Source organism: Agromyces sp. Marseille-Q5079 (assembly GCF_051016555.1).
Lineage (GTDB): Bacteria > Actinomycetota > Actinomycetes > Actinomycetales > Microbacteriaceae > Agromyces.
The window spans coordinates 30,177-54,937 of the sequence record NZ_JBPEJF010000012.1 but is presented as its reverse complement, the minus strand read 5'-3'; the positions used below and the strand labels follow the sequence as shown (position 1 = coordinate 54,937).

At 69.3% G+C, this 24,761-nt stretch carries 22 protein-coding genes; 8 read left to right on the top strand and 14 right to left on the bottom strand.

Annotated elements, in window-relative coordinates:
- Positions 1 to 164: 164 nt before the first annotated feature.
- On the top strand, positions 165 to 1,199 hold the full coding sequence (locus ACR3IO_RS19005; protein WP_434072789.1) for a VOC family protein: 1,035 nt from the start codon (positions 165 to 167) through the stop codon (positions 1,197 to 1,199).
- A 79-nt stretch (positions 1,200 to 1,278) separates the two neighbouring features.
- Here ACR3IO_RS19005 and ACR3IO_RS19000 read toward each other — a convergent pair whose 3' ends face one another.
- The 3 genes from ACR3IO_RS19000 to ACR3IO_RS18990 all read right to left on the bottom strand — a co-directional run bounded on the left by ACR3IO_RS19000 (position 1,279) and on the right by ACR3IO_RS18990 (position 4,345).
- Positions 1,279 to 2,091 (bottom strand): SDR family NAD(P)-dependent oxidoreductase, encoded by an 813-nt coding sequence (locus tag ACR3IO_RS19000; protein ID WP_434072788.1) that lies wholly within the window; start codon positions 2,089 to 2,091, stop codon positions 1,279 to 1,281.
- Positions 2,088 to 3,302 (bottom strand): cytochrome P450, encoded by a 1,215-nt coding sequence (locus ACR3IO_RS18995; RefSeq protein ID WP_434072787.1) that lies wholly within the window; start codon positions 3,300 to 3,302, stop codon positions 2,088 to 2,090. The genes ACR3IO_RS19000 and ACR3IO_RS18995 overlap by 4 nt, the downstream gene beginning before the upstream one ends.
- A gap of 71 nt (positions 3,303 to 3,373) precedes the next feature.
- Positions 3,374 to 4,345, bottom strand: coding sequence for a PDR/VanB family oxidoreductase (locus ACR3IO_RS18990; RefSeq protein ID WP_434072786.1), 972 nt, complete (start codon positions 4,343 to 4,345; stop codon positions 3,374 to 3,376).
- 120 nt (positions 4,346 to 4,465) lie between these two features.
- Here ACR3IO_RS18990 and ACR3IO_RS18985 point away from each other — a divergent pair, with 120 nt between their 5' ends.
- Complete coding sequence (locus tag ACR3IO_RS18985; RefSeq protein WP_434072785.1) at positions 4,466 to 5,359, top strand: IclR family transcriptional regulator; 894 nt, start codon at positions 4,466 to 4,468, stop codon at positions 5,357 to 5,359.
- Here the strand turns inward: ACR3IO_RS18985 and ACR3IO_RS18980 are convergent.
- The 5 genes from ACR3IO_RS18980 to ACR3IO_RS18960 form a co-directional block, all read right to left on the bottom strand.
- Positions 5,271 to 7,547: a glycoside hydrolase family 3 C-terminal domain-containing protein gene (locus ACR3IO_RS18980; protein ID WP_434072784.1), complete on the bottom strand. Its 2,277-nt coding sequence runs from the start codon at positions 7,545 to 7,547 to the stop codon at positions 5,271 to 5,273. The two genes, ACR3IO_RS18985 and ACR3IO_RS18980, sit on opposite strands and share 89 nt — an antisense overlap.
- Entirely contained in the window at positions 7,544 to 10,195 is a 2,652-nt protein-coding gene (locus ACR3IO_RS18975; RefSeq protein WP_434072783.1) for a family 78 glycoside hydrolase catalytic domain, read from the bottom strand. The genes ACR3IO_RS18980 and ACR3IO_RS18975 overlap by 4 nt, the downstream gene beginning before the upstream one ends.
- Positions 10,192 to 11,058, bottom strand: a complete 867-nt coding sequence (locus tag ACR3IO_RS18970; protein ID WP_434072782.1) for a carbohydrate ABC transporter permease — start codon at positions 11,056 to 11,058, stop codon at positions 10,192 to 10,194. The genes ACR3IO_RS18975 and ACR3IO_RS18970 overlap by 4 nt, the downstream gene beginning before the upstream one ends.
- Before the next feature lie 3 nt (positions 11,059 to 11,061).
- Positions 11,062 to 11,946: a carbohydrate ABC transporter permease gene (locus tag ACR3IO_RS18965; protein ID WP_434072781.1), complete on the bottom strand. Its 885-nt coding sequence runs from the start codon at positions 11,944 to 11,946 to the stop codon at positions 11,062 to 11,064.
- A gap of 74 nt (positions 11,947 to 12,020) precedes the next feature.
- Positions 12,021 to 13,325 carry an ABC transporter substrate-binding protein gene (locus ACR3IO_RS18960; protein ID WP_434072780.1) on the bottom strand — a complete coding sequence of 435 codons (1,305 nt, stop codon included), beginning with the start codon at positions 13,323 to 13,325 and terminating at the stop codon, positions 12,021 to 12,023.
- Between the two features lie 190 nt (positions 13,326 to 13,515).
- On the opposite strand from ACR3IO_RS18960, the gene ACR3IO_RS18955 reads away from it, so the two are divergent.
- Positions 13,516 to 14,583, top strand: coding sequence for a LacI family DNA-binding transcriptional regulator (locus ACR3IO_RS18955; RefSeq protein ID WP_434072779.1), 1,068 nt, complete (start codon positions 13,516 to 13,518; stop codon positions 14,581 to 14,583).
- 92 nt (positions 14,584 to 14,675) lie between these two features.
- Positions 14,676 to 15,596 carry a LysR family transcriptional regulator gene (locus tag ACR3IO_RS18950; protein ID WP_434072778.1) on the top strand — a complete coding sequence of 307 codons (921 nt, stop codon included), beginning with the start codon at positions 14,676 to 14,678 and terminating at the stop codon, positions 15,594 to 15,596.
- Between the two features lie 72 nt (positions 15,597 to 15,668).
- Here the strand turns inward: ACR3IO_RS18950 and hxlA are convergent, their stop codons facing one another.
- Positions 15,669 to 16,292 (bottom strand): 3-hexulose-6-phosphate synthase, encoded by a 624-nt coding sequence (gene hxlA / locus ACR3IO_RS18945; protein WP_434072777.1) that lies wholly within the window; start codon positions 16,290 to 16,292, stop codon positions 15,669 to 15,671.
- 58 nt (positions 16,293 to 16,350) lie between these two features.
- The gene (gene hxlB / locus ACR3IO_RS18940; protein WP_434072776.1) at positions 16,351 to 16,929 is read right to left on the bottom strand and encodes a 6-phospho-3-hexuloisomerase; all 579 of its coding nucleotides are present in this window, start codon (positions 16,927 to 16,929) and stop codon (positions 16,351 to 16,353) included.
- 100 nt (positions 16,930 to 17,029) lie between these two features.
- On the opposite strand from hxlB, the gene ACR3IO_RS18935 reads away from it, so the two are divergent.
- The 3 genes from ACR3IO_RS18935 (at position 17,030) to ACR3IO_RS18925 (ending at position 19,513) form a co-directional block, all read left to right on the top strand.
- Entirely contained in the window at positions 17,030 to 17,857 is an 828-nt protein-coding gene (locus ACR3IO_RS18935; protein WP_434072775.1) for a LuxR C-terminal-related transcriptional regulator, read from the top strand.
- Between the two features lie 130 nt (positions 17,858 to 17,987).
- Positions 17,988 to 18,506 (top strand): MarR family winged helix-turn-helix transcriptional regulator, encoded by a 519-nt coding sequence (locus ACR3IO_RS18930; protein ID WP_434072774.1) that lies wholly within the window; start codon positions 17,988 to 17,990, stop codon positions 18,504 to 18,506.
- Entirely contained in the window at positions 18,503 to 19,513 is a 1,011-nt protein-coding gene (locus ACR3IO_RS18925) for a zinc-binding dehydrogenase (protein ID WP_434072773.1), read from the top strand. The genes ACR3IO_RS18930 and ACR3IO_RS18925 overlap by 4 nt, the downstream gene beginning before the upstream one ends.
- 19 nt (positions 19,514 to 19,532) lie before the next feature.
- On the opposite strand, the gene ACR3IO_RS18920 is transcribed toward ACR3IO_RS18925, so the two are convergent.
- The gene (locus ACR3IO_RS18920) at positions 19,533 to 20,102 is read right to left on the bottom strand and encodes an NADPH-dependent FMN reductase (RefSeq protein ID WP_434072772.1); all 570 of its coding nucleotides are present in this window, start codon (positions 20,100 to 20,102) and stop codon (positions 19,533 to 19,535) included.
- 285 nt (positions 20,103 to 20,387) lie between these two features.
- On the bottom strand, positions 20,388 to 20,843 hold the full coding sequence (locus ACR3IO_RS18915) for a glutamate-cysteine ligase family protein (RefSeq protein ID WP_434072771.1): 456 nt from the start codon (positions 20,841 to 20,843) through the stop codon (positions 20,388 to 20,390).
- A 576-nt stretch (positions 20,844 to 21,419) separates the two neighbouring features.
- Between ACR3IO_RS18915 and ACR3IO_RS18910 the strand changes: the two genes are divergently transcribed.
- Entirely contained in the window at positions 21,420 to 23,879 is a 2,460-nt protein-coding gene (locus tag ACR3IO_RS18910) for a right-handed parallel beta-helix repeat-containing protein (RefSeq protein WP_434072770.1), read from the top strand.
- 75 nt (positions 23,880 to 23,954) lie between these two features.
- On the opposite strand, the gene ACR3IO_RS18905 is transcribed toward ACR3IO_RS18910, so the two are convergent.
- Together ACR3IO_RS18905 and ACR3IO_RS18900 are read right to left on the bottom strand one after the other, a co-directional pair.
- A complete protein-coding gene (locus ACR3IO_RS18905) occupies positions 23,955 to 24,173 on the bottom strand; it encodes a hypothetical protein (RefSeq protein ID WP_434072769.1) in 219 nt (72 codons plus the stop codon).
- 372 nt (positions 24,174 to 24,545) lie between these two features.
- Positions 24,546 to 24,710, bottom strand: a complete 165-nt coding sequence (locus tag ACR3IO_RS18900; protein ID WP_434072768.1) for a helix-turn-helix domain-containing protein — start codon at positions 24,708 to 24,710, stop codon at positions 24,546 to 24,548.
- Positions 24,711 to 24,761: the final 51 nt, after the last annotated feature.

Sequence of the window (24,761 nt, the reverse complement as noted above, 5' to 3'; positions counted from 1 at the left end):
ACCCTTCCTGATACCCGCGTTGCCGCTCCCGCCAGCCAGCGGCCATCACTGCCATCTATGCGGGGTATCCAAGGATTCACCTTCCCGAATACCCGCCCGCCGCTCAGGGTGGTCTTGTGGCGCCACGTGCGCTCAGCCCAATCGGAACGACCGAAGGATCAACGATGATCAAACTCCTCTCCCACCTCGCGCACGTCGAGATCGCGGCACCCGACCCCGCGGCATCCGTCGCCTTCTACGAGCGTCTCGTCGGCGTTCGTGCAATCGCGAGCGAGGGCGGCAAGACGTACCTGCGCTCGTGGGGCGACTACTACGACTACAGCCTCGTGATCTCGCACGGCGCCGAACCGGCCCTCGTCGAGATGGCGTGGCGCACCACGAGCGACGAGGCTCTCGACGAGGCCGCACGCCGCATCGAGGCCGCCGGCGTCACGGGCGTCTGGCACGACTCGGGCTTCGGCCACGGTCGCTCGTACACCTTCACCGGCCCCTACGGCCACACCATGAAGCTGTTCTGGGACGTCGACAAGTACCAGGCCGACGGCGAGTTCGCCTCGGTCTTCCCCGACCGCCCCGAGCGCCGCACGCGTCACGCGGTCGGACCTCGCTCGCTCGACCACGTCACCGTCGCCGCACGCGACGTGCGCGGGTTCGCCGAGTGGTACCGCGACGTCCTCGGATTCCGCATCATGGCCTACACCGTGCTCGACGAGGCCCCGGTCACCGTCTTCGGCGTCATCACGACCAACGAGAAGTCGCACGACCTCGGCGTCGTGCTCGACACGTCGCAGCGCGCCGGCCGCGTGAACCACTACGCCTACTGGGTCGACACCCGCGAAGACCTCCTCCAGGCGGCCGACGTGCTCATGGAGAACGGCGTCGCCATGGAGTACGGCCCCTCGATCCACGGCATCGGCGAGCAGAACTTCCTCTACTTCCGCGACCCGAGCGGCATGCGCGTCGAGGTCAACACGGGCGGCTACCGCAACTACGTGCCCGACTGGGAGCCGAACGACTGGAAGCCCTCGCAGGGCTCGAACAACCTCTACCGCAACGGCGCCATGCCGATGTCGATGACCGAGTCGTTCCCGCCGGATGCCGCGCCGTCGGCCACCGAGGAGGGCCTGCACCCCGACACGGCCGAGGCGATCATCGCCGACGCCCTCGCGAACCCGTACGCGAAGCAGGGTCGCGGCTGATCGTTCCCAGCAGTGTCGAGGCCGCTCGCCCGGGAGACCGGGTCGGGCGGCCTCGTTCATGCTCCGAGGCGGAACGCGGTCATTCGATCGCGGCCGCGTCGAGCGCCCGCGCGAGCGCGAGTCCGCCGCCGTGCCCGGTCAACCCGCCGTCGACGGCGATCTCGGCGGACGTCACGAACGACGCAGCAGGCGAGATCACCATCGCGACGACCTCGGCCACCTCGGCCGCACGCCCGGCACGGCCCAAGGGCGTCGAAGCGAAGCTCGCCGCCCGGAAGGCGTCCGACGCCGAGGCGGTCATCGGGGTGTCGATGTATCCCGGGCTGACCAGGTTCACGCGGATGCCCCTCGCGGCGAGCTCCATCGCCGCCGATTTCGTGATGCCCCGAACGGCCCATTTGCTCGCCCCATAGGCGATGCCGTAGTGGGCCGTGAAGCCCGCGGCGGAACCGATGTTCACGATCGATCCGCCCTCCTCCATCAGCGGCGAGATCGCCTGGATCCCGAGGGCCGGCCCGATCGCGTTCACCGCGAACGCGGCCTCGAAGTCGTTGCGCGTGACATCCGCCAGTCGGCCTCGACGTGTGATCCCCGCCGCGTTCACGAGACCGTGCACCGTGCGACCGGCCACGCGGAGCCCGTCCGCGAGTTCTCCCCACGCCTGCGGATCGGACACATCGACCTCGACGCCCTCGATGCCGGGCGGCGTTTCGCCGCCGCCCTCCCATCGCAGGTCGGCCGCGATCACGCGCGCCCCGCGTGCAGCGAGCAGGGCGGCGCACGCCGCACCGATTCCCGACGCCGCACCCGTGACCACGTAGGTACGGCCCGCGTGCTCCGACCCGCCCTGCCCGGTCGGCCGGGTGGCCTCGGCGTCGCGGTCGGGGCTCACGCGAGCTCCACGCGCATCGGCATGCGCTTCCACGCCCGGAGCGTGTTGTTCAGGTGGCGATCCGGGGTTCCGATGAGCTGGACCGACGCGACCCGGCGCGCCAGCGCAGTGATGAGCGACGTCGCTTCGAGGCGCGCGACATGCTGGCCGACGCACTGGTGGATGCCCATGCCGAACCCGACGTGGCCGGAGGGGTCACGGGACAGGTCGAAGCGCTCGGGATCGGTCCATCGTCTCGGGTCGGAGTTGGCCGAGCCGAGGAACATCAGGATCTTGTTGCGGGCGGGGATGCGCAGGCCGCCGAGTTCGATGTCCCGCGTGGTGGTCCGGAAGAACGTCTGCACCGGTGCCTCGAGCCTGATCGCCTCATCGAAGGCCACGCGTGCGAGCGACGGGTCGGCGCGGAGCTCGGCCCAGGCATCCGGATGCGTCGCGAAGGCGTGGAGGACGGCACCGATCGCGTGCACCGTGGTGTCGACACCGGCGGACAGCAGCGACCGGACCACGAGCGGCGCCTGGTCGGCGGTCAGGTCACCGCGGTCGGCGGCGGCCCAGATCGCCGCTCCGAAACCGCCGGGACTGATGCGATCGCGTGCGCACTGCTCGTTGACCCAGGCCGAGTGCTGACCGATGTGCGGCGCTCCGTGCTGTACGAGGAAGTTCTCAGGTCCGAAGCTGTTGAACAGGTGATCGCCGTAGGGCAGGAGATGCTCTCGGCCTTCGGCCGGAATCCCGACGGCATCGGGGAACACGCGGAGCGGGAAGGCCTCCGCGAACGACTCGACGGCATCGAACTCCAGCCCCTGCGCGAGCACCTCGTCGACGAGCCCCTCCGCATCGGCCTGCCAGCGGGGCGCCAGTTCGCGGAGTTCACGCGGGCCCAGGATCTTCTCGAGCACCGACCGCGGCGCATCGTGATGCGGAGGGTCGGCTTCGAGCAGCAGGCTCGGCGGCCGCCAGGGTGCCTCCTTCCGGAAGTCGGTGATCCCGACGCCGGCCGAGGACTCGAACCCCTGCCAGTCGAGCAGCGCCGCTCGCACGGTCTCGTAGCGTCCCATCGCGTAGACGCCGTAGCGCTCGAGGAGCACGACCTCCCCGGCCTCGCGGAGGCGATGTTGGAAGGGAAGCGGGTCGGCGAGGACCTCCTGGCTGAACGGGTCCTCGTCCGAGGCCGGGATCGTCGTGTCGAGGACTGGGGTGCTGGTCGTCATCGGTGCTCTCTTCGTCGAGATGGGAATCGCTGATCGGGACAGGGCTGGCTGGTGGGTGGCGCGGCCGCGCCTCAGAGGGAGATCACGAGGCGGTCGCTCTTCGCTCTCGAGACGCACGGGAAGAAGCAGGTGCCGTCTGCACGCTCCGCGTCGTCGAGGATCGAGTCGCGGTGGTCGGGCACACCCGCCACGATGCTGGTCTCGCACGTGCCGCAGACGCCGCGCGAGCACGAGGTGAGCAGGTCGAAGCCGGCGCTCCGCAGGGCATCGGCCACCGCCACACCGGGAGCGACGCGAATGCGTCGTCCGGAGCCGGCGACCTCGACGTCGAACGGCGTCGTGCGCGCGGGCTCCCCGTGCTCGGCCGCCGCGAACCGCTCGACCCTCGTCCAACCGGGCCTGCGTTCGGCGGCGAGTTCGGAGATCGCCTCGATGAGGCGGGTCGGCCCGCACGCGTAGAGCTTCGTCTCGGCCGGCGCCGCGGCATCCGGCCCCGACTCGAGCCACGAGCGGATGTCGGTGGGACCGACCTCGTCGGACGCCCGGACCGTGACCCGGTCGCCGTACCCGGCGAGCTCGTCGACGAACGCCATGCGCGAGCGCGAGCGGCCGAGGTAGAGCAGCCGCCAGTCGGAGCCGAGCAGACTCGCCGCGCGCAGCATCGGGAGCATCGGCGTGATGCCGATGCCACCGGCGACGAACGCGAACGCGGGTGCAGGGGTCAGGCGGAAGGTGTTGCGCGGGCCGCCGAACCCCACCAGATCGCCCACGCCCAACTCGTCGTGGACGTAGCGCGAACCGCCACGCCCATCGGCCTCACGGAGGATCGCGATGCGATACGCGCCGGCCTCGCGCGGGTCGCCGTGCAGTGAGTACTGGCGCGTGGTGCCGTCGGGCAGCACCAGGTCGAGGTGCGCACCGGGCGTCCAGTCGGGAAGACGCCCACCATCGGGGCGTCGAAGTTCCAGGGCCACGACCTCGTCGGCCGCCCGGGTCTTCGCGGTCACCACGAGCACGTCGGCCCCGGTCTCGATCAGCGTCATCGCTGCCTCCCTGTCTTCGTCGACGATCGGTAGGGACACGCTAGGTCGCGCACGTCCAGCGTTGCGCCCGATTTCGAATCAATCGAAAACGGCTAGGATCGATGCGCAGAGGAGGTCACGATGGCGCGCGCATCCGCAGGCCGATCAACGCTGAGTCGGCAGCTGCAGCTCCTCGACGCCTTCAGCATCGACGCGCCGTTCCTCACCCTGTCCGAGCTCTCGAGGCGCAGCGGGCTGCCGGTCGGCACGACGCACGCCCTGCTCGCCGACCTCGAGGAACAACGGCTCGTCGAGCGCGGCGCCGATCGCACCTACCGTCTCGGCATCCGTCTCTGGGAGCTGGCCTGCCGCACCCCCGGTGCGCTCGGGCTGCGCGAGATCGCCATGCCACACCTCCAGGACGTGCACGGCGTCATCCACCAGCACGTGCAGCTCGGCATCCTGAGCGGCGGCGACGTGCTCTTCCTCGAACGGCTCTCCAGCCGTGACGCGGTCGTGAACGCGACGATCATCGGCGGGCGCCTCCCCCTGCATGCCTCGGCAGCGGGCCTCGTGCTCCTCGCCGACGCCGATGCCGCCACCCGCGACGCGGTGCTTGCCCACCCCCTGCGCTCGCTCACCGACGCCACCATCACGGATGCCGCGGGGCTGCGCCGCGTCCTCCACCGCGTCCGCGCGCAGGGCTTCGCCGTCGCCGACGGGTACATCCATCCGAGCGCCCGCGGCATCGCGGTGCCGATCACCGGAGCCGCCGGTGAGACCGTGGCCTCCGTCGGTGCCGTCGTGCCCAATGACGACGCCCCGTGGCTGCCGCTGGTCGACCAGCTTCGCACGGCCGCCGGGCGAATCTCGGCCGCACTGCGCTCGGCTGCACTGCCGCAGAGTCATCCCGAGGCGAGCCCCGGCGGCCGCTACCGCACGCTCGTCAACTCGTCGGACGAGTCGATGCAGTACCTGGCCGGTCCTGCGAACCGCCGGCAGCCGCACTCACCCGCTGGAGCAGCTCCTCGCTGAGGGCGTTGCCGGCATCCACCGCGAGCCGGTGAATGGGAAGCCCGCCGATCATGAGCACCGCCGTCGGATTCGTCAGCATCCCGACCGTCGCGCCGGTCGGATCCGCGGCGCGAAGCTCGTCGAGCAGCATGGCGCCGGCGACGGGGTGATCGAGCCATTCGACCAGGGTCGAATGCGGCGTCAGCGGCAGGTCGGGTTCCGTTCCGTCGATCTCGACGGCGACGGCCTGGCGGAGGTCGCGGGATGACGCCCCGAAGGCGAACACGTGCGTGCCGCCGTCGGCGACCCACTGCCCCGCGGCCTCATTCCACCGCTCGACCGAACGGCGGTCGACGCGCACGGAGGCCGATCCGGACGAACCCGGCTCGAGCTCGATGGCCGCGAACCCAGCGAGCGTTCGCACGGGCCGGCGGACCGGGGAATCGGGCGGCGACACGTACACCTGCACGACCGCACGAGCGGTCCGTGCACCGGTGTTCCGGACGGTCGTGGTCGCCACCCATCCGGAACCGTCGGATGTGACGTCCGCGTCGTCGAATTCGAACGTCGTGTAGGTCAGGCCGTGGCCGAAAGGATACGCGACCGGCGACTCGGCGCTGTCGTGACCGCGGTATCCGACGAACACGCCCTCACCATAGACACTGCGGCCGGCCTCACCCGGGAAGCTCAGGTAGCTCGGCGAATCCGAGAGCGCGAGCGGCACCGTCTCGGCGAGCCGGCCGGAAGGCGCGGCCGCACCGACGAGCAGGTCTGCGAGCGCGGTGGAGACACCCTGTCCGGCCAGTCCGGCCAGGAGGATCGCATCGACGTACGGGCGCCAGGGCTCGAGCGAGACCACGCCGCCGGCGATCACGACGACCACCGTGCTGGGAGCGGCCAGGGCGACCCGGCTGATGAGCCGGACCTGCGCCTCCGGCAGGTCGATCGTGGTGCGGTCGTAGCCCTCCGATTCAGCGGTCTCGGGCAGTCCGACGACGACCACGGCGACATCGGATGCTGCGGCGACGCGGACCGCCTCGGCGAGCAGTTCATCGCTCGTCGTCACCGCATCGGGCAGGTACCCGGGCGCGTGATCCACGCCGCCGACGAGCGGTCGGAGCGCCTCGACGATCGAGCCGGCCGCGGGAGCATTGACGCCGGCGCTTCCAGCGCCCTGGATCCGCGGCTCGTCGGCGAGGGCGCCGATGACGCTGACCCGAGCGGCGCCGCCCAGGGGCAGCGTCTCGTGCTCGTTCCTGACGAGCACGGCCGCCTTCCGAGCCGCCTCGATGGCGAGTGCGGCGGCACGTTCGCGGTCGACCGGACGCGCGTCGGCTCGGGCCGAGACCCGTTCGCCGAGTGCGATGATCCGTTCGGCGGACCGACGCACGACGGCCTCGTCGAGCACGCCCGCTCGCACCGCCTCGACGACCTGCGCATCGGATGCCCCTGAGGTCGACGGCATCTCGAGGTCGAGACCGGCGCTGACGGCGCGGACGCGGTCCTCGACCGCACCCCAGTCCGAGACCACGACCCCGTCGAAGCCCCACTCCTCGCGCAGGACGCCGGTGAGGAGGCGTCGGTCTTCGCTCACGTAGGAGCCGTTCACCCGGTTGTAGGACGCCATCACGAGCCAGGGCTTCGCCTCGGTGACGACAGCTTCGAAGGCCGCGAGGTAGAGCTCCCGCAAGGCGCGTTCGGAGACCTCGGCGCTCACGCGCATGCGGTCGGTCTCCTGGTTGTTCGCAACGAAGTGCTTGACGCAGGCGCCGACGCCCGCAGCCTGCACGCCGCGGACGAAGGCCGATGCGAGGCGAGCAGTGAGCAGGGGGTCTTCGGAGTAGTACTCGAAGTTGCGGCCGCCGAGCGGCGAGCGCTTGAGGTTCATGCCGGGGCTCAGCAGCACGTCGGCGCCGGCAGCGCGCGCCTCGTCGCCGATCGCGCGGGCGACGCGTTCGACGAGCTCCGGGTCCCAGGTCGACGCCAACGCCGACGACGTCGGGAAACAGGTCGCGGGTACCTTGCCAGACCAGTCGGGCAGGTTCATGGCGACGCCGTTGGACCCGTCGGTCATCATCACGGCGCGGATGCCGCGCTCCGGCAGGGCCTTCGTCGATGCGAAGTCGGCACCCGAGAGCAGGCTCGCCGCCTCCTCGAGTGGGAGCTCCGCCGAGAGCGCCACGGCGCTCGCCCCCTCGTCGGAGCTCATCGTGAACCCTCCAGGATCATCTGCGCGCGCTCCTCGGGATTGTGGATGTTCCATCTTCGCGGTCGAGCAGGATCCTCGTCGGGTGCCCGATGGGCGAACTCGAACCGGTGGGCACCGGCTCCCACGGTCTCCACGTAGTCGGTTCCATCGGGCAGGGCCACCTCGGCGGTGACCCCGACCGGGATACGAAGCTCGACCGTCATGCGGCCGCCCTCGCGCGCCCACTCGCACGAGATGGTGCCGAAGGGGCTGTCGTGCCGCACCGACGCGCGTCCGAGTCCCCCGCCGGCCCGCGGCGCGATGCGCACCCGCCGGTAGCCGGGTTCCAACTCCTCGAGCCCGCCGACGACGCGGTGGAGGAAGTCGGCCACCGCTCCGAGGGCGTAGTGGTTGAACGACGTCATCTCGCCGGGGTTGATGCTGCCGTCGGGCAACATGCTGTCCCAGCGCTCCCAGACCGTGGTCGCTCCCATCGTCACGGCGTACAGCCACGATGGCGCTTCGGTGCGGAGGAGCAGGTGATAGGCGTCGTCGAGGTGGCCGGTCGAGGTGAGTGCGTCGCACACGATCGGCGTCCCGACGAATCCCGTGGCGATCAGGTAGTCCCCTTCCGCGACGAGTTCGGCGAGCCGTTCCCCCGCTTCGCGGTACTGGTCGCCCTCGAGCAGTTCGAACGCGATCGCCACCGACAGGGCGGTCACCGTGTCGCTGACGACCCTGCCCGAGGGCGCGACGTAGTTCGTGCGGAACGCCGTCGCTGCGAGGTCGGCGATGCGCGCGTAGCGCGCCACCGCAGCCGTGTCGCCGAGGAGCTCGGCAGCGGCCAGCACCAACCGCGCGGTGCGCGCGTGATATGCGGTCGCGACGAGGGTGGCATCGGTTCGGGAGTCGCCGGGGCGCTCGGGCGGCGCCGCGGGATCGAGCCAGTCCCCGAGCTGGAACCCCTCGTTCCAATGGCCCGTCCCGTGCGTGAGCGCGAAGACCTGATCCACCCACGCGCACATGCTGTCGAAGTGCGCGCGGAGGAGCTCGAGATCGCCGGTGCGACGGTAGAGGGTCCACGGCACGATGACCGCCGCATCACCCCAGGCCGCAGCGGGGTCCACCGGGAAGCCGCAATCGATCCACGGGTGGAAGTTCAGCACCGACCCGGTCGCCCGCTGCTCGGCAGCGAGGTCCCTCAGCCAGTTCTCGAGCACCCCGGTGGCGTCGAAGAGGTGCGCGGCTGTGGGGGCGAAGACCTGGATGTCACCGCTCCAACCGAGCCGTTCGTCACGCTGCGGGCAGTCGGTCGGCAGGTCGACGAAGTTGTCGCGCATGCTCCAGACCACGTTCTCGTGGAAGCGGTCGAGCAACGGGTGGTCGGCCTCGAACCAGCCGGTGCGACGCATGTCGGAGTGGACGACGAGCGCCTCGATGCCGTCGGTGCCGGCATCGGCCGGCCATCCGGTGATCTCGGCGTACCTGAAGCCGTGCAGCGTGAACCTCGGGGTCCACGTGATGGGCTCGTCCGTGGCGAACGTGTATTCGTCTTCGGAGGTGGCCGAACGGAGCGGGCGGAGCGCGAGCTCCCCGGCGTCGAGTACCTCCGCGTGCCGAAGTGTCACGGTCTCCCCCGGCGTTCCGGCCACGGTGAATCGCAGTTTGCCCGCGATGTTCTGGCCGAAGTCGAGCAAGAGGCGGCCGTCGTCTCGCCGTTCCGCGGTGACGGGACGGATCGACTCGATCACCCGCACGGGTGGGCCGGTGGGCGCCTCGAGTTCGGCGGAGAACTGCTGACGCGGAAGCGTGTGCACGGACTCCCAGTCGTCGGCAGCGAATCCCGGTGCAGACCAACCGACGTGCTCGAGTCGGGCATCGTGGCGTTCGCCCTCGTACAAGCCCGTGGCGACGATGGGCGCTGCCGCGTGCGTCCAGTGCAGCGGGACGACGCGCACGCCGCGGTCGTCTTCGATCTCGAGCTGCAGCAGGAGCGAGGCATCCGTGCCGTAGTTGTCCCACAGCCCGCCGTTGAACCCGAGCCTGCCGCGGTACCAGCCGTCGGCGAGCCATGCGCCGATCGCATTCCGCCCCTCGGCCAGCGTCTCGGTGATGTCGAGCGTGCGATAGCGGAGGCGATGATGGTAGCTCGACCATCCGGGCGCGAGCACCTCGTCGGATGCCGCGGCGCCGTTCACCTCGAGATCGTAGACGCCGTGCGCCGTCGCGTAGACCCGTGCCCGGCGCACGCGTCCCTCGACGTCGAACTCCGCACGCAGGAGGGTTGCGGCTCGCGCGCCGTCATGCGGCGCACGCAGGGACGGGGAGACCCAGTCCACGACCCAGTCCGCGACGTCGAGGAGTCCGGCTTCGACCCGGACCGGTGCGCTCCAGGCGGTGGGCGCCTCGTCGCCGACGAGATGGGAGCGAACGCTCACCTGTGCCGCTTCGCGGGACCGGAGCGGCCGCGCAGGCCAGGGCCGGTAGAGCGTGTCGGCGGAATCGACGACGACCGTCGTCGATTCGTCGGTGCCGATGAAGCTCACCTCGACCTCGTACGCGCGCTGCGAACGCTCGCCGCTCAGGGCCCAGCTCAGGCGAGGGGCGGCGACGCCGATTCCGAGTGTGGTGGCAGCGTGCTCGAGCCGGAGGCCCTCGATGCCGGTCATCCCTTCACCGAGCCCGCGGTCAGGCCCTTCATCACGCGCTGGTTGAGGAAGAGGTAGATCGCGAGCGTGCCGATGACGTTGACGGCGATGGCCGCGAACGTCGGGCCGTACTGGATCTGGCCGAACTGCCCGGTGAAGTTCAGCAGGCCGACCTGGATGGTGCGGAGGTCGTCGCGGGTCGTGAAGGTCAGCGCGATGAGCAGGTCGTTCCAGATGAAGAAGAACTGCACGAGCGCGACGGTGAAGATCGCGTTGCGCACGAGCGGGAAGCCGATGGTCCAGAACATCCGGAAGATGTTCGCCCCGTCGAGGGTCGCGGCCTCGAAGATCTCACGCGGGACGCTGCGGAAGTAGGTCGCCATCATGAACACCGTCAGCGGCAGGCCGATCGCCGTGTACGTGATGATGAGCGGCCAGAGCGAGCCGGTGAGGCCCGCACGGAAGTAGATCGTGAACAACGGGAGCAGGATCATCTGGCCCGGGATCATGATGCCCGCGAGGAACGCCAGGAGCACGGGACCACGGCCCTTCCACACCATCACCTCGAGGGCGAACCCGGCGGCCACGCCGAACACGATGGTGAAGAACAGGGCCGGAATGACCGCGAGGATGCTGTTCCGGATGTAGACCCCGAGATTGCCGGTGGTCCACGCCTCGACGTAGTTGCTGAAGTTGGTCCAGTCCTCCGGCAGCGCCCATGTGGGGTTGTTGAGGAACTCCTCCTGCGTCTTCAGCGACCCGGTGAGGAGCCAGAAGAGCGGGTAGACCACGACGACCAGCAGGAGGCCGACGATGATCCAGACGGGGACGCGTCGCACGAAGCGGATGAGGCGGGGCGAGCGATCGGTGAAGGTGGCGGTCATGGTTCAGCCCTTGGTCAGATCGCGGCGCGACGAACGGAAGATGAAGATCGTGACGAGGAGGCAGATCATCGTGAGCAGCAGCGCGATCGTGCTCCCGTAGCCGTACTCGCCGTAGGTGAAGGAGGTCTGGTACATGTACAGCGTGAGCGGCGTGGTCGTGTTGCCCGGGCCGCCGTTGGTCAGCGCGAGCACCGAGTCGAAGACCTTCAAGGTGCCGTTGACACTGAAGATGATCGAGGAGAGCAGCACGGGCAGCGACAGCGGGATGACGATGTGACGCACGAGCCGCCAGCCGGATGCCCCGTCGAGCCGCGCGGACTCGAACAGGTCGTCGGGGATGTCGACGAGGCCGGCGTACAGCAGCACGGCGTAGAAGCCCATCGAGCGCCAGAGGTCCATGAGGATGAGCACGAGGAATGCTGTGTCGGGCGAGGCGAACCAGTCGACGGACGGGATGCCGACGAGGTTCAGCAGGTCGTTGACGAGGCCGTTGACCGGCGCGATCTTGAACAGCTCCTGGAAGAGCAGGGCGACGGCGACCGTGGGCAGCACGACGGGGAAGAACGCGAGCGTGCGGATCAGGCTCGATGCCTTGCGGAGCCAGAACACGTAGATGAGGGCGAGGAGGTACCCGAAGCCGACCTGGGCGATGGTCAGCACGACCGCGTACTTCAGCGTGAACACCAGCGCGTCGGCGATCTTCGGATCGTTGAACAGCTCGACGAAGTTGCCGAAGCCGACGAACTCGAAGCCCGTGATCGGGTTGCCCTCGAACACCGTGTAGCCGAGCGACCAGAAGATCGGCACCAGCATCACGAGCGTGTAGACGAGCAGGGCGGGGCCCAGAAGGATGAGGATGGCGCGCGGGTCGCCGAGTACGCGGTTCACAAGGGTTGCTTTCGATCGAGACGTGGGCCGAGGGCCGCGTGGGAACGCGACCCTCGGCCGGTTGGGTCGGGGAGTTACTTCAGGTCCGCCTGGACCATCTCCATGAACTTCTCGGGCGTGATGGCGCCGGTCACGAGCTGCGACGCGTTGGTCTGGCTCGTCGTGGCCGCCTTCGCGTTGAACAGCGCCTCGAACCAGAGCACGCTCTGCGTCGTCTCGTCGATGCGCTCCTGCACGGCCTGCGTGAGCGGCGGCAGGTCCTCGACGGGTTCGTTCACGGCGAAGCCGGTGATGACGCCCTGTTCGCCGAGCGAGGTCGACCCGAAGTTCTCGGCGAAGCAGCCGAGCCATGCGGAGACATCCTCGGAGTAGCTCGCCTCGGACAGCGCGAGCGGGACACCGACGTTCGCGGCGAGCTGGTCACGGCTGCCCGCGCCGCCCTCGACCTCGGGGAACGGCATGAATCCGATGTTCTCGGCGCCGATCTGGTTCTGGGCGGGGTCGTTGAAGTTCGCGAGGATCCAGCTGCCCATGTAGAACATGCCGGCTTCGCCCGTGAGGAACTGGTTGACGGCGGTCATGTAGTCGATCGAGCCGACCGACGGGCCGAAGTACCCTTCCTTGCCGAGGTCGGCGACAGCCGCCGCCGCTTCGACGTATTCGGGGTCGGTGAGCGAGGCCTCGCCGTCGATGACCTTCTGCAGGGCATCCGGGCCGATGGTGCGGAACAGGTAGTTGCCGACGAGACGCGTGAGCGGCCAGCCGTCCTGACCGTCGGCGGAGAACGCCGTGACGCCCGCCGCGCTCAGCTTCGCCGCCGCGTCGGTGAGCTCGTCCCAGGTGGTCGGCTCCTCGATGCCGTTCTCGGCGAAGAGCTGCTTGTTGTACCAGATGCCCTCGACGTTGAACTCGGTCGGAAGCACGTAGACGTCGCCGCCGTAGAGGGCCTCGATGGTGGAGCGAGCTGCGGGGATGATGGCGTCGCTCTGGTCGAGCTCCTCGAGAGCCGCATCGACGTCGACGAGCTTGCCGCCGTCGTTGAGGTCCTTGGCGACCTGCGGCGAGTTGCCGCTGGCGAAGAGCACCGGCAGCGCGTCCTGACCGGCGAGCAGCTGGAGCTGCTGGTCGTAGCTGGCCTGCGGCTGGGTGGTGATGTCGAGCGGGAGCGCCTCGTTCTCGGCAGCGCAGCTGCCGGTGCTGAGCGAGGTCAGGGTGTCCTGGATGCTCGTGTTCTCAGCGAACGACAGGTACGTGAAGTCCGTCGGCGCCGCGGTCTCGCCGCCGCTGTCGCCTGAACAGGCGGTCAGCAGGAGCGCGGTTGCTCCCAATCCGGCGATGAGCGGAACGAAGCGTCGCGCTCGGTTGCGTGCTGTGGTCACAGTTCCTCCTTGAATGCGGCCGCGCCATCGAGTTGTAGCGCTGCAAGAGGATGCTAAGCGGATGCACCGTGCTCCGCCGCGGCTCAGCCGTGATTTCGGGCATGTGCATCCTGATACCCGCTATCGAACCCACGAATACCCGCGTCGTTGCGTGGCTTGGAACGCTGCAACCATCGCGTACGCTGTGCTCATGACGATCACCTCGACGACGAGTCCCGGCGGCCAGAGGGCATCCGGTGCGACGAGCACCGGAACCGCGGGAATCGCCGATGTCGCCTCCCTCGCCGGCGTCTCCCAGTCGACCGTGTCGAACGTCCTGAACCATCGCGAACGGGTCGCCGCCGAGACGATCGACCGCGTCGAGCGTGCCATCTCGATGCTGGGGTACGTGCCGAACGGGGCCGCTCGATCCCTCGCTGCCGGGCGCTCCAGATCCGTTGGACTCGTGCTCTCCGACCTCGGCAACTCACTGTTCGTCGACATCGCTCGCGGCGCCGAGCGCGCCGCGGAGGAGCACGGGCTCTCGCTGCTCGTCGCGAATGCCGATGGTCGCCTCGAACGCGAGGATCGCTACGTCGACCTCTTCACCGAGTCCCGCGTGCTCGGCACACTGCTCACCCTCAACGACGAGTCCCACTACCGGGCACTCGCCGCGCGGCGCTCGCGCGGCACGGTGCTCACACTGCTCAATTTCCATGCCGATGCCGCCGCGTTCTGCAGCGCGTACTTCGACAACGAAGCCGGCGGCCGGCTGGCGACACGGCATCTCCTGGACAGCGGCCGCTCGCGGCTCGTCTTCGTCGGCGGCCCGAGCGCGCTGCAACCGGTCGCCGAGCGTCGGGAGGGCTTCCGACGAACGCTCGCAGCAGCGGGCATTCGGCCGGTCGACGAGCTTTCGCCCGAAGGCATCAATCGGGCCGACGGGTGGCAGGTCGGTCACGCCCTCGCGCCGAGGGTCGCCGCCGGTGAGATCGACGGCGTCGTCGCGGCATCCGACCTGCTCGCCGCCGGCATCGTGCAGGCGTTCACGGAGACCGCCGGAATCTCGGTCCCGATCTCCGTGGGCGTGATCGGGTACGACAACAACCAGGCGGCCTGGGATGCACCGATCCCGATCTCGACGATCAGCCAACCGGGTGCCGAACTGGGCTACGCCGGCGTCGGGCTCCTCCTCGACGACATCGATTCCAGCGCACACGAGCATCGTGCTGTTCGACTCGAACCCGCACTCGTGGTACGACGGAGCACAGGGCGATAGGTCCTACCGACGAAGGGACGACGTCGATGGAGACGGATGGATCGGACGGATCGTTCGCCGGCGAGGCCGCCGGCGAACGCCATCGTGGACCGATGCAGCTCGGCTCGATCGATCTCAACCTGCTCGTCCCGCTCCAGGCGCTGCTCGAGGAGCGGGGCGTCAGCCGGGCCGCTGACCGTCTGTTCATGAGTCAGCCCGCCCTTTCGGCGGCGCTCGCCCGGCTCCGCCGGCACTTCAATGACGAGCTGCTCATTCGCTCGGGCAACACGTACGTCCTCAGCCCACTCGGGACGGAGCTCCTCACCGAGGTCCAGGGCGCCACCGGCGTGCTCAGCAAGCTCTTCGGGACCCAGGCGGAATTCCGCCCGTCCGAGAGCCACCGGGAGTTCCGCCTGGTCGGCTCCGACTATGTCGCGGCGATCTTCGGAGCGCCGCTCGCCAGGGCGGTCGCGGCGGCCGCACCGCACACGCAGCTGCGGTTCGAGCACGTGCAGGACGCCGTCGTCGACAACGCCCCCGACTCGCTTCGCGACATCGACGGTCTCTTCCTCCCGCATGGGTACTTCGAGAATGCCGAGCACATCGACCTGTTCATCGATCCATGGGCGTGCATCGTCGCGGCGCCGGCAGATGGCGCCGGGCCGGCGGAATTGACCGTCGACTCGCTCGGCATCCGCCCCTGGGCCGTCACCTACAGCGGCCGCACCGCCGTGACGAGCGCGACCCGCCAGCTGCTCACGCTCGGCGTGTATCCCCGAACGGAGGTCGTCACCCGCAGCTTCCTCACGTTGCCCGACATGATTGCGGGCACCGACAGAGTGGCCTTCGTGCCGGAATCGCTCGCCCGGCGCTTCGCGGCCCGCTCCGATGTGGTCGTCGTGACCTCGCCGCTCGAGCTGCCCCTGATCCGGCACGCCTTCTGGTGGAGCCCGACCCACGAGGAGGATGCGGGGCATCGATGGTTGCGGACGCAGATCTCCGCGGTCGCGGAGGAGATGCGCGCCGACGCCTGACGGCGCCCCTTGGGTCGGACGCCGACGAAACAGGGAGGCCGACCTCGCGCCGGCCTCCCCTTCATTGCCCTGCTAGACGATCGCGGCGCGCAGCGTCGCGGCTGCGGCGCCCACGTCGGTCGCGCCGTAGATCGCCCCGCCGGCGACGGCGACGCGGGCGCCCGACGCCTGCACGGAGGCGATCGTCGAGGCGGTGATGCCTCCGGCGACCGAGAACGGCACTCCGGACGCCTCGCCATCGCGAAGCAGCGTCGAGAACGTGAAGCCCTCCTCGGCCTGCTCGTCGAGTCCCGCGTGCATCTCGACGAACTCGACCCCGAGTGCCACGACCTCCTTGGCGCGCTTCGGCTTGTCGGTGACGCCGATCAGGTCGACGACGATGCCCTTGCCGTGCTTCTTCGCGGCCTTGACCGCACCCACGATGGTGCTGTCCCCGGCCGACCCGAGCACGGTCACCAGGTCGGCGCCGGCGGCGAAGGCGATGTCCGCTTCCAACTCGCCGGCATCCATGGTCTTGAGGTCGGCGAACACGATCTTGTCGGGGTGAGCCGACTTGACCGCGGTGATGGCGGAGAGGCCCGCGCTCTTGATCAACGGGGTGCCGAGCTCGAGGATGTCGACGTGGGGCGCCGCGGCGGCGGCGAGCTCGAGTGCGGCCTCGGTGGTCAGCGTGTCCATGGCGAACTGCAGTTTCATCGTGCTCCTTCGTGTGCGGTTGGGTGGGTGGTGCGTGAGGTTCTCGGGGTCGTGCGGCTCATTCGAGGTTCGCGTGCCTGGGCCACAGTTCGTCCGCGGTCGCCCCGGAGCGCTGCCAGAGGGCGTCGAAGACGGCGTCGCCCACGATCACGACGGCCTGTTCGAACAGGCTGCCGGCGTACTGGGCGGATGCCGCGCCCGATCGGTCGAGCTTGCCCGCGGCGGGCACGACGATCAGGGCGGTCGAGAGCTCACCCAACGGTGATTCCGGAGCGGTCGTGATCGCGGCGACGCGGGCGCCCACGGATGTCGCGACCTGCGCCGCGCGGACGATGCCCTCCGTGGCGCCTGAGCCGCTCGCCGTGAGCAGCAGGTCGCCCGCCTGGATCGCCGGCGCCGTGACCTCGCCGGCCACGTGCACGCTGAGTCCGAGGTGCATCAGGCGCATCGCCGTCATGCGCAGCGCGAGGCCGGAGCGGCCCGCGCCCGCCACGAACACGCGCGGCGACGAGGCGATGAGGTCGGCGAATGCCGCCAGCGCGTCCGTCTCGGCGACGACGACCCGCTCGAGCAGTGCGTCGAGCTCCTGCTGGACTCGTCGGAGCGACGAGGCGACGGGGGTGTCGATGAGGTCCATGTCCTCATGCTCGCGTCACGCCGGGCGAGGTCACCCCACTCGTCCGCACGGTTCGGCCCATCCGAAAGGATGGCGGCTCCGGGATGGGTAGGTTGGTGCGATGGAACCTGTCACGGACCTCCCCTCGCCGGCGTCGCGGCGCCTCGCCGCGGAGCACGCGGGCACGGTCGCCGAGCAGGCGGATCGGCACGCGATCGCACTCGAATCCATCCTCGCGATCCTGCGCTCCACCCGACTCGACGACCGCGGTGCGCGCACGATGGCCACCGAGGTCGCGACGACGGCGCTCGTCGGTCTCCGGATGGCGACCGACGAGCAGCGGAGCAACCTGCTCGAGCCGGTGGTCGGCGCGTTCGCCCGGCTCCGCGTCGACCTGCATCCGCTCGTCAAGTACGGAGACCTCGATGTGCAGTTCGTCGAACCTCCGGCCACCGGCCGGGCCCTGCCCGGCGAGGTCGCGCACGCGGCGCGCGCCATCGTCCGCAGCACGGTGCTCGCCTTCGTCGACCAGGGCGAGACGCGCCGCGTGCGCATCCAGTGGGACTGCGACGGCCTCAACCTGCTCATCGGCATCCGCGATGACGGCCGGGGCGAACTCACCGCGCACGACGACTCGTTGCGTCCGATCGCCGAGCGGGTCTCAGCACTGAATGGCGCCTTGGCGGTCTCCTCGACGCCGGGCTGGGGCTCCTCACTCGACATCCGGCTCCCCCTCGACCCACCGATCGAACCGGAGCCGCTCGCCGACGCCGTACCGCTCTCGGGTCGGGAACGCGATGTTCTGAGACTCGTCGTGACCGGCGCGCGCAACCAGGCGATCGCACGCCAGCTCGGCATCAGCGAGAACACGGTGAAGTTCCACGTCTCGAACCTCCTACGCAAGGCCGGCGCCCGGAGCCGAGCCGAGCTGGCCGCCCTCGCCCGCTGACACGCCGTCACGTCCATTCGGGCAGCGCCCGTCCGCGCGAACGCGTCGGCCGTGTTCGACGAATGTGCATCACCAGGAAATATATTCCGAGGAATATGCATTGCATCCATTGACCGCGATGGGAGCCGCCATGAATGCCCGAAGTACCCGCCGAGCGGATGCACTGCCGCCCGCCCGCTCGCACGAACTCGCCTCGGCTGAACTGGCCGTGACGTTCCTGGAAGGCGTCGTGCGGTTCGAGACGACGCTCTGGAACCGCGTGGATCGCCATCTCACCGCTGCGGGAATGCCGGGCCTCGGCACCGTCATGGCCCTCCGGATGCTGCAGCGCTATCGGAGTGAGGGGCGGGTGCAGGATCTCAGCCGCGCCCTGTCGATCACGATCGGCGCCGCCAGCAAGCTCGTCGACCGTCTGGAGCGCGATGGGCTCGCTACGCGACGCCCGCATCCCGACGACCGGCGGTCCTCGCTGATCATGCTCACCGCAGCGGGCGAACAGACCGCACAGGACGCCACGACCGTCATCGAGCACGTCGTCCGGGACACGTTCCCCGATCCGGCCGCGACCTCGGAGGCCATCGAGGTGTTCGCGGGCCTCCAGCTCGCACTCGACCAGTCGGAGTCGACGACGAAGGAGATCTCAGCATGACGAACGGCACTGACCAGATGCGCGCGGTGGTCATCGACGAGCCAGGGCCCCCGTCGGTACTGCAGGTGCGCGAGGTGCCCCGCCCGACGCCGGCCGCCGGGCAGGTCCTGATCCGGGTCAAGGCGTTCGGGCTCAATCGCTCCGAGCTCCATTTCCGTCGCGGCGTCGGCAGCTCCGGGTCGTTCCCCCGCATCCCCGGCATCGAGGCGACCGGAGTGGTCGTGGCAGCGCCCGGCGGTGAATTCGCCGAGGGAACCCCGGTGATGACGATGATGGGCGGCATGGGGCGCACGTTCGACGGCGGCTATGCGGAGTACGTCGTCGTGCCGGTCGGCCAGGCGATCCCGTTCCACAGCTCGCTCCCCTGGGCGCAGCTCGGTGCCGTGCCGGAGATGCTGCAGACGGCCGCCGGTTCGTTGCGGGTCGGACTCGAGGCGCGCTCGGGGCAGAGCCTGCTCATCCGGGGTGGGACCTCGTCGGTCGGGCTCACCCTCGCCATCCTCGGCAAGCTCAGCGGACTGACCGTCTACGCCACCACACGCCGACCCGAGGCCGCCGAGCTCCTGCGATCCGTCGGGGTCGATCACGTGCTCATCGACGACGGGAACGTCGCAGCGCAGGTCCGCGCGATCGAACCGGACGGCATCGACGGGGCCGTGGAACTCGTCGGCGTCGATGTCATGCGGGACACGCTGCGCGCGGTCCGGACGGGAGGCACCGTGTGCTTCACGGGCATGCTCTCGGATCACTGGACCATCCCGGAGTTCTATCCGATGGACTGGCTGCCGAACGGCGTGCGCCTCACCGCGTACTCGGGCGCGGGATCCGACCTGAGCGCCGAGACGCTCCAGGGCTTCCTCGACGCCGTCGAGGCCGGGAACGCGATCATCCCGGTCGGAAGGACCTATCGTCTCGACGACATCGTCCAGGCGCACGAGGACATGGAGGCCGGCCGTGTCGGCGGCAAGGGCGTCGTGGACCTCTCCGAGGAGGGGCGACGGCACTGAACGGATCCGCCCCCGCGGACTACGGTCGCGGGATCACCGTCAGGACCCGTTCGACATGGGTCTTGAACTCCTCCATGAAGTTGCCCAGGAACTGCGCGGTGCTCTCGACGAGCACCTCGCCGTCCTCGGCGAAGATCTCCGGCGTGAAGTGGATGTACGCCTCCGGCGCCGTCATCTGACGCGCGTTCACGAAGCTGAGCACGGCGCGCAGGCTCTGCTGCGCCACGGCGGTGCCGATCATCCCGATCGAGGCGCCGATCACCGCCGCGGGAATGTGGTCGAACGAGTTCTGCCCCCATGGCCGCGAGGCCCAGTCGATCGCGTTCTTGAGCGCGCCCGGAATCGACCGGTTGTACTCGGGCGTGACGAACAGCAGCGCGTCGGACCGGCCGATCGCCTCCTTGAGCGCGATCGCCTCGGGCGGGTAGGCGTCGTCGTAGTCGGGACTGTAGAGCGGCAGGTCCCGGATGGGGATCTCCGTGAACTCCAGGCCTTCCGGCGCGAGCCGGATGAGCGCCTTGGACAGCGTCCGGTTGATGGATGTCGAAGAGAGACTGCCGACGAAATAGCCGACCTGGTACGTGGTCATCGCGACTCCTTGGATTCGTGCGTGCGTTCTCCATGAAGCGGGGCGCCGGACGTCACCGGATCGTGGTGGGCCACCGGACGTCGGCGTGCTCGCTGCGCGACCCGACGATCGCGACCGGCGATTCCGGACGCGTGACGAGTCGCCGCTGGCAGCCTACGCTCGCGCCAGCTGAGCCGGGCCGGATTCGAACCGCCCACTTCAAACCGTCGCAGATATCAACCGACCGGCGCCAAGTCGGTGGTCACACGACACCGGTGGTCCCCAGCAGGGCGCCGATGAGGAAGGTCACCACGAGGGCGCGATCCCCAAGTGCAGGTGCATGCCGCACACCTGGTGGTCATCGACCATCGCGGCGATGTCGTCGCGGATGCGGACGTATCGTTCCGCCGGACTGACGTCCGGCGCAACATCCGAGTCGAATGGGGCGCCCGTGGAAGCGACGATCACGCCGAGTCGGTCGGCGACCCCCGCGATCGCGCGACGGAACCCGGCGAGCTCGACTTCCGCTGCGGCGCCGGTGTGCTGGACACCTGTCGCGAACTCGATCTGCGAGGCGAGGAACTCCGAGGACGCGGCGTCGAACCCGAGAGCCTTCGCCTCGACGAGCGCCCGCGCACCAACCGGCACCGGCCTCATGGTCGGAGGATCGAGGAACACGAACTCCTCCTCGATGCCGAACGGGTGGACTCGCGGAGAACGCTCAACCGACCGGAGCTGAGCTATCCGAGGAGCCGGCCGCATCGATCGTGCGCATGCCTCATCGTCGTTTGCCGACGAGAACCGCGCGAGGGCTTGACGCGCGTCGCGAACAGGGTTTCGACCCAGAACGGGAGGATGTCGACCCTCTCACCGGATGGGGCGCGCGAAGGCTCGAGAAACGGGCCGACAAGAAGCGGGACCCGACTCAGGAAGATCCGCGTCAGGACGGAAGCGGGTCGGCCGCGGATCGACACCATCAGGCCGAGGACGCCGGCCTCGTGGCGTCGACGGACACCGTTCGCTCGTCGTCGCCGAAGCAACCTGTTCACATATCAGCTTGTCGCGCCCGCCGCATCGGCCCGGGGCAGATTCGCTGAAGAAGGTGAGGGATCGTTCAGAAACTCTCTGCAAACTTCCCAATACGCCTCGGCGACCCCCCTGTACATCGAATGGATCGAGATCCGCGCCTCGCACCGCTCAGCGTGCGACGGCGCCAGTGAGCATATGCAGAATCAGAATCAGAACCGAAACCAGAACCCCGCAGGAAACACCTACCGACCGATTGCAGCACCCGCCCCCACCGAACGAATCGCCCGCAGTCGCCTGCGGGTCGGACTCGTGGTCGGAGCCGTCGTCGCTGTCGGCGCGATGGTGGGCGCCGACGGTGCCGCGGTGTCCGCGTTCGCCGCGCCGCACGAGGCGTCGGTCTCAGCGGGAGCGGCCCGGGCCGCCGCGAACAGTGCGTTCTCGGGTTCGGCGTCGCCGAGCATCTCGGGGACGCCGTCGGTCGGTGCGCCGCTGACGATCGTCGACGGTTCGGATTGGGCGCCGTCGCCGGATGTCGCCTGGTACCAGTGGTATCGATCGGACTCCGCCAAGCCCGGCGGGAACTGGGTGATGGTCGACGAGGGTGCCTCCTCGAAGTCGTACACCCCGACGGCCGCGGATGCCGGCAAGTACCTCCACGTCGGCGTCGTCTACGCCAAGGCCGGGTACACGAACCGGGTGTGGTCGGGCGGTGCCCCGGTGAAGGTCGCCGAGGCGACCACTCCTACCCCTGCGGCCGGGACGTCGTTCTCGGGTTCGGCGTCGCCGAGCATCTCGGGGACGCCGTCGGTCGGTGCGCCGCTGACGATCGTCGACGGTTCGGATTGGGCGCCGTCGCCGGATGTCGCCTGGTACCAGTGGTATCGATCGGACTCCGCCAAGCCCGGCGGGAACTGGGTGATGGTCGACGAGGGTGCCTCGTCGAAGTCGTACACCCCGACGGCCGCGGATGCCGGCAAGTACCTCCACGTCGGCGTCGTCTACGCCAAGGCCGGGTACACGAACCGGGTGTGGTCGGGCGGTGCCCCGGTGAAGGTCGCCGAGGCGACCACTCCTGTCGCGCCGACGCCGACGCCCACGCCCACGCCCACGCCGATTCCGACCCCGACGCCGGGGAACACGGCCGGTGCACCGGATGCCGTGTCGAACCTCGAACCCGATGCCGGCTCGGCACCGCTCGGAACCACCGACTACGCGATTCCCGCGGGCGCGAAGTTCGTCGACCCGAAGTCGACGGCTGGAGGCGACGGCAGCATCGGCAAGCCCTATCAGACGCTCAACGCGGCGCTGAGCGGCACCGCGGCGGGCGGCACGATCGTGCTCCGCGGCGGCGAGTACCACGAGTCGGTCGCCGTCTACAAGGCGGGCATCACGATCCAGGCGTATCCGGGCGAGACCGTCTGGATGGACGGCACCGTTCCCGTCGATGGCTGGGTGCGTGACGGCTCCGCCTGGCGCCACGACGGCTGGACCGTGTCGCTGGATGCCAGCCCCACCTTCACTCGCGGGGCAGCGGACAACACCGAGGGCAACTGGGGCTTCGTCAACCCGTCGTACCCCATGGCTGCCCACCCCGACCAGACGTATGTGAACGGCGTGGAACTCCGAGAGGTGCAGAACCGCGCCCAGGTGGTCGCGGGCACATTCTGGGTCGACGACGCGAACGACGCGCTCGTCGTCGGGACCGACCCGAGCGGCAAGTCCGTGCGATCGGGTGACACGACCCGGGCGATCTCAGTCCGCGCCGACGACGTGACCGTCCGCGGCATCGGCATCCGCCGCTACTCGACCCCGAACCCCGACATGGGCTCCGTCACGCTCGAGTCGACGAACGCGACGCTCGAGGACGTGATCATCTCCGAGTCCGCCACGACCGGACTGTTCATCGGCAACTCGGGCGCCACGATCAGGAACGTCACCGTCGAGGACGCCGGCATGCTCGGCGTGAACTCGAACAAGTCCGATGACCTGCTCATGGACGGGGTGAAGGTCGACGGCAACAACACCGAGCACTTCAACATGGCTCCGAGTGCGGGCGGCATCAAGCTGAACCGGGCTCGCGGCGTCACGATCGAAGGGTCCGACGTCACCGGCAACGGCGGAACGGGCATCTGGTTCGACGTGTCGTGCTTCCAGGTCGCCGTGAGCGACACCCGCGTGAGCGACAACGGCAACCACGGCGTCTACTTCGAGATCTCGTCCCGCGGCGTGTTCGCGGGCAACCTGATCGAGGGCAACGCCGGGAACGGCATCCGCATCAATGACGGGACCAAGTCGATCATCACCCGCAACGCGGTTTCCGGCAACGGCAACGGCAACGTGGTGATGCTCCAGGACAACCGCGTTCCCGCGCCCGGGCATTACGGCGTCGACAGCCGGTTCAGTGCGCCCGACCCCACCATGCCGTGGTTGAACACCGAGATCCAGGTCATCGGCAACACGATCGTCGGCACGAACGCGACGCCGCTGATCTGGTCCGAGGACTACACGAGCACGCGCAGCTGGGCGGATCAGGGCAACGTGGCGAACGGCAACCTGTACGTACGCACGAATGGCGCTCCCGCATTGCCGTTCAAGTTCAACACCACGAACCGCGGGACGGTCCAGTACGGCACGCTCAGCGCGTTCCGGGCGGCGACCGGGCAGGAGAGCGCGGGCGCCGAGGCGGGCACGCCGCCGGCCGCGGGCGAGGTGAAGGTCGCCTGGCCGGATTGGGCGCTGAAGACGTTCCCGGACATCGCAGTCGATTGAGGTCATGGCGACGGCCCCCTCACCCGCACGTGGGTGACGCGGCCGTCGTCGACCCGACAGCCCCGATGACGTGTGTCAGGGCGTCGGATCGTCCGCCGACGCCGAGGTGCTCATCGGCACGGACCCACGCGGTGCACGCGTCATGGGCGCGGCCGCGAGGGTCGCGACACCGACGAGCGCGGCCGCCGTCCCGAGGGCGCACACCACGGTCGTGGCCCGGCCCGTGGTCGTGCCGAGTGCACGTCGCAGCAGGGCGGCGAGCGCGAACCCCAGCAGCCCGCCGGTTGCGTTCATGATGACGTCGGTGAGGTCGGAGCGCCCGATCGCGAGCGCCGAGCTGCCCGTCAGGCCACGGTCCGGAGACGTGATCTACGCCCGATTCCCATCTTCCGATGACTGTCCGGATGGCGTTCACTTCCAGACTCGTGAGCGCATCAGGCATCCGGGCTTCCCGTTAGACGCGCCCGACGTGATCCATCGGGTTGGACGCCAGTATCTCGTGACGGACCGCGAGTTCGAGGGCAAGTCGACCATCCCAATCTCGGAAACGCGCGCGAGCCTCGAAGGCACCTGACGGCATTCGGCGCGTCGCAATCTCACCGAACGTGCCGATATCCAGCCTGGGGCGCGGCATTCAGACCACCGCCGTTCGCACGAAGGCCACTGCTACCGGCCGCGCTGCTCGGCGACCCATTCGCGCACGTCCGAGATTGCGAACTTGAGGCGCTTGCCGAATCGATACGCGGTCGGCCCGCGCCCGTTGGTACGCCAGTCGTAGATGGTCGAGACCGGCACCCCGAGATAGGCAGCGAGCTCGCCGATATCGAGCATCGGTTCGAGCCCCCATGCGTTGTCTGGCGCTGACGCTGAAGGGCTCATCGC

Excerpts from the sequence above, each read along its gene's own strand:
- ACR3IO_RS18980 (WP_434072784.1), bottom strand. The coding sequence starts at position 7,547 with ATGAGCTCCGACGAGGGGGCGAGCGCCGTGGCGCTCTCGGCGGAGCTC.
- hxlA (WP_434072777.1), bottom strand. The coding sequence starts at position 16,292 with ATGAAACTGCAGTTCGCCATGGACACGCTGACCACCGAGGCCGCACTC.
- ACR3IO_RS18905 (WP_434072769.1), bottom strand. The coding sequence starts at position 24,173 with ATGAACGCAACCGGCGGGCTGCTGGGGTTCGCGCTCGCCGCCCTGCTG.
- ACR3IO_RS18990 (WP_434072786.1), bottom strand. The coding sequence starts at position 4,345 with ATGACGCTGATCGAGACCGGGGCCGACGTGCTCGTGGTGACCGCGAAG.
- ACR3IO_RS18955 (WP_434072779.1), top strand. The coding sequence starts at position 13,516 with ATGACGATCACCTCGACGACGAGTCCCGGCGGCCAGAGGGCATCCGGT.
- ACR3IO_RS18975 (WP_434072783.1), bottom strand. The coding sequence starts at position 10,195 with ATGACCGGCATCGAGGGCCTCCGGCTCGAGCACGCTGCCACCACACTC.
- ACR3IO_RS19005 (WP_434072789.1), top strand. The coding sequence starts at position 165 with ATGATCAAACTCCTCTCCCACCTCGCGCACGTCGAGATCGCGGCACCC.
- ACR3IO_RS18995 (WP_434072787.1), bottom strand. The coding sequence starts at position 3,302 with ATGACGACCAGCACCCCAGTCCTCGACACGACGATCCCGGCCTCGGAC.
- ACR3IO_RS18935 (WP_434072775.1), top strand. The coding sequence starts at position 17,030 with ATGGAACCTGTCACGGACCTCCCCTCGCCGGCGTCGCGGCGCCTCGCC.
- ACR3IO_RS18900 (WP_434072768.1), bottom strand. The coding sequence starts at position 24,710 with ATGCTCGATATCGGCGAGCTCGCTGCCTATCTCGGGGTGCCGGTCTCG.
- ACR3IO_RS18930 (WP_434072774.1), top strand. The coding sequence starts at position 17,988 with ATGAATGCCCGAAGTACCCGCCGAGCGGATGCACTGCCGCCCGCCCGC.
- ACR3IO_RS18920 (WP_434072772.1), bottom strand. The coding sequence starts at position 20,102 with ATGACCACGTACCAGGTCGGCTATTTCGTCGGCAGTCTCTCTTCGACA.
- ACR3IO_RS18950 (WP_434072778.1), top strand. The coding sequence starts at position 14,676 with ATGCAGCTCGGCTCGATCGATCTCAACCTGCTCGTCCCGCTCCAGGCG.
- ACR3IO_RS18915 (WP_434072771.1), bottom strand. The coding sequence starts at position 20,843 with ATGCGGCCGGCTCCTCGGATAGCTCAGCTCCGGTCGGTTGAGCGTTCT.
- ACR3IO_RS18925 (WP_434072773.1), top strand. The coding sequence starts at position 18,503 with ATGACGAACGGCACTGACCAGATGCGCGCGGTGGTCATCGACGAGCCA.
- ACR3IO_RS18970 (WP_434072782.1), bottom strand. The coding sequence starts at position 11,058 with ATGACCGCCACCTTCACCGATCGCTCGCCCCGCCTCATCCGCTTCGTG.
- ACR3IO_RS18985 (WP_434072785.1), top strand. The coding sequence starts at position 4,466 with ATGGCGCGCGCATCCGCAGGCCGATCAACGCTGAGTCGGCAGCTGCAG.
- hxlB (WP_434072776.1), bottom strand. The coding sequence starts at position 16,929 with ATGGACCTCATCGACACCCCCGTCGCCTCGTCGCTCCGACGAGTCCAG.